The 6,224-nt window shown below is 39.6% G+C and carries 6 protein-coding genes; 2 read left to right on the top strand and 4 right to left on the bottom strand.

The features are described from left to right. Positions 1–316: 316 nt before the first annotated feature. Positions 317–697: a hypothetical protein gene (locus AC1M9C_RS05115; RefSeq protein WP_481953320.1), complete on the bottom strand. Its 381-nt coding sequence runs from the start codon at positions 695–697 to the stop codon at positions 317–319. A 206-nt stretch (positions 698–903) separates the two neighbouring features. On the opposite strand from AC1M9C_RS05115, the gene AC1M9C_RS05110 reads away from it, so the two are divergent. Both AC1M9C_RS05110 and AC1M9C_RS05105 read left to right on the top strand, forming a co-directional pair. Further along, positions 904–2,256 (top strand): amidohydrolase, encoded by a 1,353-nt coding sequence (locus AC1M9C_RS05110; protein WP_481953319.1) that lies wholly within the window; start codon positions 904–906, stop codon positions 2,254–2,256. Positions 2,257–2,552: 296 nt separating this feature from the next. Further along, complete coding sequence (locus AC1M9C_RS05105) at positions 2,553–3,131, top strand: OmpW/AlkL family protein (RefSeq protein ID WP_481611692.1); 579 nt, start codon at positions 2,553–2,555, stop codon at positions 3,129–3,131. A 57-nt stretch (positions 3,132–3,188) separates the two neighbouring features. Here AC1M9C_RS05105 and AC1M9C_RS05100 read toward each other — a convergent pair whose 3' ends face one another. From AC1M9C_RS05100 to AC1M9C_RS05090, 3 genes are all read right to left on the bottom strand, one after another. Then, a complete protein-coding gene (locus AC1M9C_RS05100; protein ID WP_481953318.1) occupies positions 3,189–4,250 on the bottom strand; it encodes a 2Fe-2S iron-sulfur cluster-binding protein in 1,062 nt (353 codons plus the stop codon). 11 nt (positions 4,251–4,261) lie between these two features. Next, entirely contained in the window at positions 4,262–4,624 is a 363-nt protein-coding gene (locus tag AC1M9C_RS05095) for a phenol hydroxylase subunit P4 (RefSeq protein WP_481953317.1), read from the bottom strand. A 67-nt stretch (positions 4,625–4,691) separates the two neighbouring features. Continuing rightward, positions 4,692–6,215 carry an aromatic/alkene/methane monooxygenase hydroxylase/oxygenase subunit alpha gene (locus AC1M9C_RS05090; RefSeq protein WP_179998392.1) on the bottom strand — a complete coding sequence of 508 codons (1,524 nt, stop codon included), beginning with the start codon at positions 6,213–6,215 and terminating at the stop codon, positions 4,692–4,694. Between the last annotated feature and the right edge of the window lie 9 nt (positions 6,216–6,224).

Below are 6,224 nucleotides of genomic sequence, written 5' to 3'. Positions count from 1 at the left end.
AGAGGTAAAAGGCTTGGTTTGAGATTCAATTTAATCGCTGGAATCTACAACTTGGAACTGAGCAAAAAATGATTTATGAAAGAGGTCTATTGTCTTCCAAATATAGATCAAGTTTCGAATTTTTAAGAATTAATTGATGACTAATTTCTTCCAACTCACCTATCTTTTCCCCAAATATACTTGAGGGATTTGATTTATCTCTACTATTAGTTCTCAGGTAAAACTTGATTATTTCCTGTGCTTTAAAAATATAGTTATTGATTAATATATTACAATCGGCACATATTTCGTAAACTAAATCATTCCATACTATACGCTATTTAGACTGCAACTCATTTTTTTGTAACGCTATCTGTTGCTCAAATAATTTTTGATTTAGATCAAAAGCAATTTGTTGTGAACTTTTTATTTCTAGTACTACTGTATTAAAAGACATTTCAGTTAATTTAAAACTTCTGACACCATACCAAATTGCAATGATTGTTGCTGAAATTCCTAGAATAAAAGCTATCGCCATTGCAATCATAAAAGACCAAATTGCAGTCGTATCAGTTGAGCTTACATTCAAATCCAAAGGAATTTTCTGCGTTTCAGGATCAACTTGAATACTCGTCGTATATAAAGGCGGTTGTGGCACGGTCCACGGAAGTTGAATCATGACATCTTGATTATGCTTAAGTTCTTCTTCAACGCTCATTAGCTCCCCCACAACTATTAAAATAATTATTTAAAATGAATAATTTACAAATAATAACAACTTTAAATCTATGGATAAAGCATTAAAAATCAAAGCCTCATAGTTACTATACTTTTCATGTATTTTGATATACCTCTTAAGTTTTGCAACCATCAGAAGTGAATGAGAAGCTCCTAAAACTTTTGGATTTTTAGGACATTGAGTTCATGATTTCACTTAGGCTATTTACTGCTTGTACTATCTTGCCCCTTTGTTCAACCTTTAGTTTTGCAGATTGGGTTGATGACGGTGTAAACGCGGTTGAACAACATACCATCAAATTAAGACAACACATTCACCAACATCCCGAACTCGGCAATATGGAATTTAAAACCTCGGCTCTGGTTCAAAAAGAATTAAAAAAATATGGGATTGAAGTTCGCACAGGCTATGCCAAAACAGGTGTAATCGGAATTCTTAAAGGTGCAAAACCTGGCCCAGTGATGGCATTACGTGCAGATATGGATGCATTACCGATTGAGGAAAAAACAGGACTTCCTTTTGCAAGTAAAGCAAAGGCAACCTATCAAGGCAAAGAAACGCCAGTCATGCATGCTTGTGGACATGATGCTCACACAGCAATGTTACTCGGCGCTGCAAAAGTGCTTTCGGAAAATAAAGATAAAATTGCAGGTACTGTTGTGTTTGTCTTCCAACCAGCTGAAGAAGGTGGAGCAGATATTGATAACTTTAGCCATGGCGATCAAATTGGTTCACGCAAGATGATCGCTGATGGGGCTTTAAAAAATCCTAAGCCTGAAGTGATCTTCGGTATGCATGTTATGGCAGGTATGCCAAGTGGTCATATTTTCTATAAAGATGGCACTATTTTAAACAGTGCAGATCACTTGCGCATTCAGGTTAGTGGAAAACAAGTCCATGGTTCTATGCCATGGCTTGGACGCGATCCCATTTATGCTTCATCTCAAATGATTAGTAATATGCAGAGTTTGATCAGCCGTCGTGCAGATTTAACCAAAGGTATGGGGGCAATCAGTATTGGCAGTATCCAAGGTGGAACGGTAGGAAATGTGATACCAGAGCAAGTCCATATGGTTGGCACGATTCGATCAAATAATGAAGAAGTTCGCCAGAATATTCTCAAGGATTTACCGAAATTGATCGAACATAATGCTCATGCAAATGACGTAAAAGCCAAAGTAGAAATTGCCGCTTATGCCCCCGTCACTACGAACGATAAAACACTAACTCAACTCATCGCGCCATCACTTGCGAAAGTTCACGGTGAAGATAAATTTCATGTGCTTGAAAACAATGCAAGCGCAAGTGAAGACTTTGCCTATTATGGTCAACTTATGCCTTCATTGTTCATTTTCATTGGTGCAACACCTCAAGATCAAGAGATGAGTAAGGCTGCACCCAATCATAACCCTCAATTTATTGTAGATGATGCGACATTAAAAACTGGCGTTGAAAGCCACATTCGTTTTGTGATGGGCTATCCGACTATTGCACAACAAGTTCAACAAGATTGGATAAAAACACACAATAAGGTTTAAATCATTTTAATGGTAAGTTGAATTAAGGAGAGTCTAGAACGATAATTCTTGACTCTTCTCAAATACATATTTTATTGAAATACAAATTTCATTATTTCATTAAATTTCAATCGTACTTTTTATCTAATAAATGAAATGATGAAAACCATAAATCTAAAAAACAAACAAATTATTGATTTTTTTAAAAAAATAAACATGGTACAACTATTGCAATATTCCTAATCAATTTCAAAGTAATGAAATTGACTATATTTAAAGGAATAAATTTGATGAAAAAAACAATACTCTGTACCAGTTTGGCCCTAACGGTAAGCACCGCAATTTCTGCCTCACCTTTACTTTCGCATGACAAGTATCTACGGTTTGGTATTACCCAGATTGAAGCAGACAAACATCCTGGCCTGTTATTTAACAGTGTTGAAACCTCAATTGGTGAAAGTTATCGACCAACCCTAGCCATGGGGCTATTCCTCAGTGACAACATCAGCCTGGATTTATTAGCTGGTATCCCGCCACAACATAATTTTTATGGTGATGGAGTCAAACTAGGCAGCACCAAATATCTGCCACCCACATTGAGTCTCCAGTACCATTTCAAACCCAAAGGTAATATTAATCCTTATCTAGGCATCGGTTACAATTATGTCTATTTTTATGATACTGACAGCACAGATGGTTCAGATGTTGATCTGTCCAATTCACATGGCATCGCGTTTAACGCCGGCCTAGAATATTTCATCAATAATAAAATTAGTCTAGGTTTTGATTATCGTTATGTCAAAGTAGACAGCGATGTGAAAATCAATGGTGCGGATGCAGGTAATCTCAAAATTGATCCAAGTCTCTACAGCCTTACACTGGCTTATCATTTTTAAATCATTCAATAAAAAAACAGCCATTTGGCTGTTTTTTTATGTTCACCTATCAGGCACTTAGATATGTTTAAATAGTGCTGAACGTGATTGATCCGATGCTCCATCGGCCGCACTGAGAAAGCGTTCTGTATGAATATCTCGTTCAAATAGACGACTTTGCATTAGTGTGGAAATCGCAGCGTCAATCATGAGTGGTGGACCGCACAAATAAGCTTTGTGACCAGAACATTTATTTTCAAAATAATCTGCTACGGCGTCATGTACAAATCCGGTAAATCCATCCCATTGATCTTCGGGCTTAGGGGCATTCAAGGCTGGTACATAACGGAAGTTCGGATATTGTTTTACCCAACCTTCAAATATTTCACGGTTATACAGTTCTGCAACATCACGTGCACCTTGGAATAAATAAATGGTCCGGTTATCACCTTGTTCTAATAAATCTTGAATCATTGATTGAGGGCTAGATAGGCCCGAACCACCTGCGATAAAAATCACATCCTTCGTATCAGACTTGCGTACAAAGAATTGTCCATACGGTCCGGAAATTTCTAGCTGGTCGCCAGTCTTTAATGATTCATGGACATAAGTAGTCGCTGCGCCACCCGGTACTTGGCGGATATGTAATTCAACAATACCTTCCTCACTTGGGGAATTGGCAATCGAAAAGGCGCGTGTACCTTCAATTCCAGGGAACCGAATATTGATGTACTGCCCAGCTTGGAATTGCATTGGACGATCTAAGGCTAAACGCACGCCTTTAATCGTAGGTGAAAGCTCTTTGATCTCAATCACTTCAGCCTGAAAATCATCAACCAGATAGCCAAGGAAGTCTTCATCCTCATCAACATCCGCTTCAATGACCATATCTGATTCTGGTTTGCAGCAACATGCGAGAACTTTATTTTCTTCACGCTCAATGTCCATTAATGCAAATGGAGAAGCTTCACCAACATCATAATATCCATCTGTCACCTGCACTTTACAGGTACCGCAGGTGCCATGACCACAGGCAAATGGAAGCCATACACCCTGACGTAATGCTGCATCCAAAATGGTTTGATCTTCTTCGACTTCAATGGTGGTTCCAATCGGTTCAATCGTGACCTGATAACTCATTTCAGCGCTCCTTAAACATGACGATGCTGGTAGCCATCCAGCCCAGGTGTAATGAAGCGCAATAGTGATTTATGACCAATATTTTGACTTGCCAAGCTTTGATCCAGTTTCGGTTGGAACGACTGACCATCTAACAAATATTCGACTTTTGACCAATCAATTTCAGTAAATTCAGGATGTTGGTGGAAACCACCTTGTATCTGTTGATCAATTAAATCCTGAAAGCTTTGCTGTGGAGATGCCAACATGGCATGTGCCGCACAGTATAAGGTGTGATGATCCCATCCCACGTAAATCAGTATGTTGTCACCATAGTGTTTTTGTAAGTCACGTGGTTCAAAATCATATTGGTTGATAATTGCTTTTACTGGCATTTCCCTAAACTCCTAAATTCCATGATGAAGGTGGATAGCCCTGTGAAGGGCTATCCAAACATTCGACTTAAGCCACACCTTTCCATTTCTTCCAACGTGCTTGATCTGGAGAACCTTCGATATCTAAATTATCAGCACCGACATTAAAGCGATAATATTCGCGTAACATCACTTCCAGATCAGGGCCACCACAGTTACCTTGTAGAATTTGGTTCACCGGCAACCAAGCTTGTACATATTTCTCTGGTTCACGCTCGAAAATGTCATGGCAACCATCTGAACAAGTGTGATAACGCTCGCCCTTATAGACACTGCTGCGGTAACTGAACATGGTTTGGTCACCATCCATTTCAGTAAAGGTCATCGGTACCTGACAGATTTGGCATAGCTGTGGCAAGCCCGCACTATAGAAACGTTTACCTTCCGCTTCCATCTTGCGTGCTAACTCCCAACGTGGACGGTAATACTTGTCAAAAGTGTCTGGATATTTTTCTGATAACCAATCCATTTCTTCATCAGTTGGAATCCAAGTGTGGAAGCCAGCCGCATGACCAAAGTTATAGAAAATCCACCATGCTTGATGCGAGACGTGCTCTTTTTCTTTTTCAATGACTTCAGAATATTTAGGCATACGAATGCCGTAGCGGCTCAGGTCTTTAAAGAGCGCCCCACCCGCTTCTTCAAAATAAGTTTCCCATGCTTCTTTCCATGACATAACTTTGTTTGGCAGCATGTAATCCATCATCATGCCGACAATTGATAGTAATCGAGTGCCACGCCAGAACCATTTATCAATCCACTCCTGTACGATCGGCACGTTGTCTTCATGCTGTTCCAGTAGGAATTTGACAATTTCCAGTCCTAGTGTCATATGACGCGCTTCATCTGACTGCGCGCTAAAGCCGAATGTGACGGTTGCCATATCACCGTTATGGGCAGCACCAGACATGAAGGGTACAAACAGCAAGTTGGTCAACACATATTCAAAGGCAAAACTGATAGCCAGTAAGAATTCAAATGGGCCTGCAGAACGCGCATCTTCAAAGAATGATTTAGGTACAGATAAATACCAAACGCGGTCATGCATGTGTGACCAATCTTGGAAGCCATCAAAGAATTTGTTGTAATGGCTCATCGCATGAATCTGCGTTTGCACATGACGCAGTTCATCAATGGACTGCATTTGGGACGCAATACGTGCACCCACACCACTGAACTGACGTCCTACATGGGCATAACCTTGGAAGGCTTGATATTCCAATGGCGTTACAGCAGTTAAAAACAGTTTAATGGCATTTAAATAGCGTTCGTTGGTGACATTCAACTGACCATTATTTTGTGCAAAAGCATCAAAAATTGCGTAGAGCTTTTTCTCTTTTTCCGCTTGATATTTCCAGTAGGCATCCATGGTTAGGCGGAATGGATCTTCCCATTTCGACCAATCCGTAATTTTAATGCCTTCAAATTCTTCATAAGGAAATGCTTCTTTACGGTCTGCATAGGAAAATTCCCAGTCCAGATCACGCGTGAGTGCACGGTAACGGTCTTTGGCATTTAGTTTTTTACCAATTGCATTAATTTTAGAATTCATACCTAAGGT

The sequence above is a fragment of the Acinetobacter sp. 24-47-39 genome, from assembly GCF_056783825.1.
Note: the sequence above shows the minus strand (reverse complement) of the source record. Positions and strands in the feature narration are given on the sequence as shown.

Coding starts and splice junctions, on each gene's coding strand:
- AC1M9C_RS05095 (WP_481953317.1), bottom strand. CDS start 4,624: ATGCCAGTAAAAGCAATTATCAACCAATATGATTTTGAACCACGTGAC.
- AC1M9C_RS05115 (WP_481953320.1), bottom strand. CDS start 697: ATGAGCGTTGAAGAAGAACTTAAGCATAATCAAGATGTCATGATTCAA.
- AC1M9C_RS05110 (WP_481953319.1), top strand. CDS start 904: ATGATTTCACTTAGGCTATTTACTGCTTGTACTATCTTGCCCCTTTGT.
- AC1M9C_RS05090 (WP_179998392.1), bottom strand. CDS start 6,215: ATGAATTCTAAAATTAATGCAATTGGTAAAAAACTAAATGCCAAAGAC.
- AC1M9C_RS05100 (WP_481953318.1), bottom strand. CDS start 4,250: ATGAGTTATCAGGTCACGATTGAACCGATTGGAACCACCATTGAAGTC.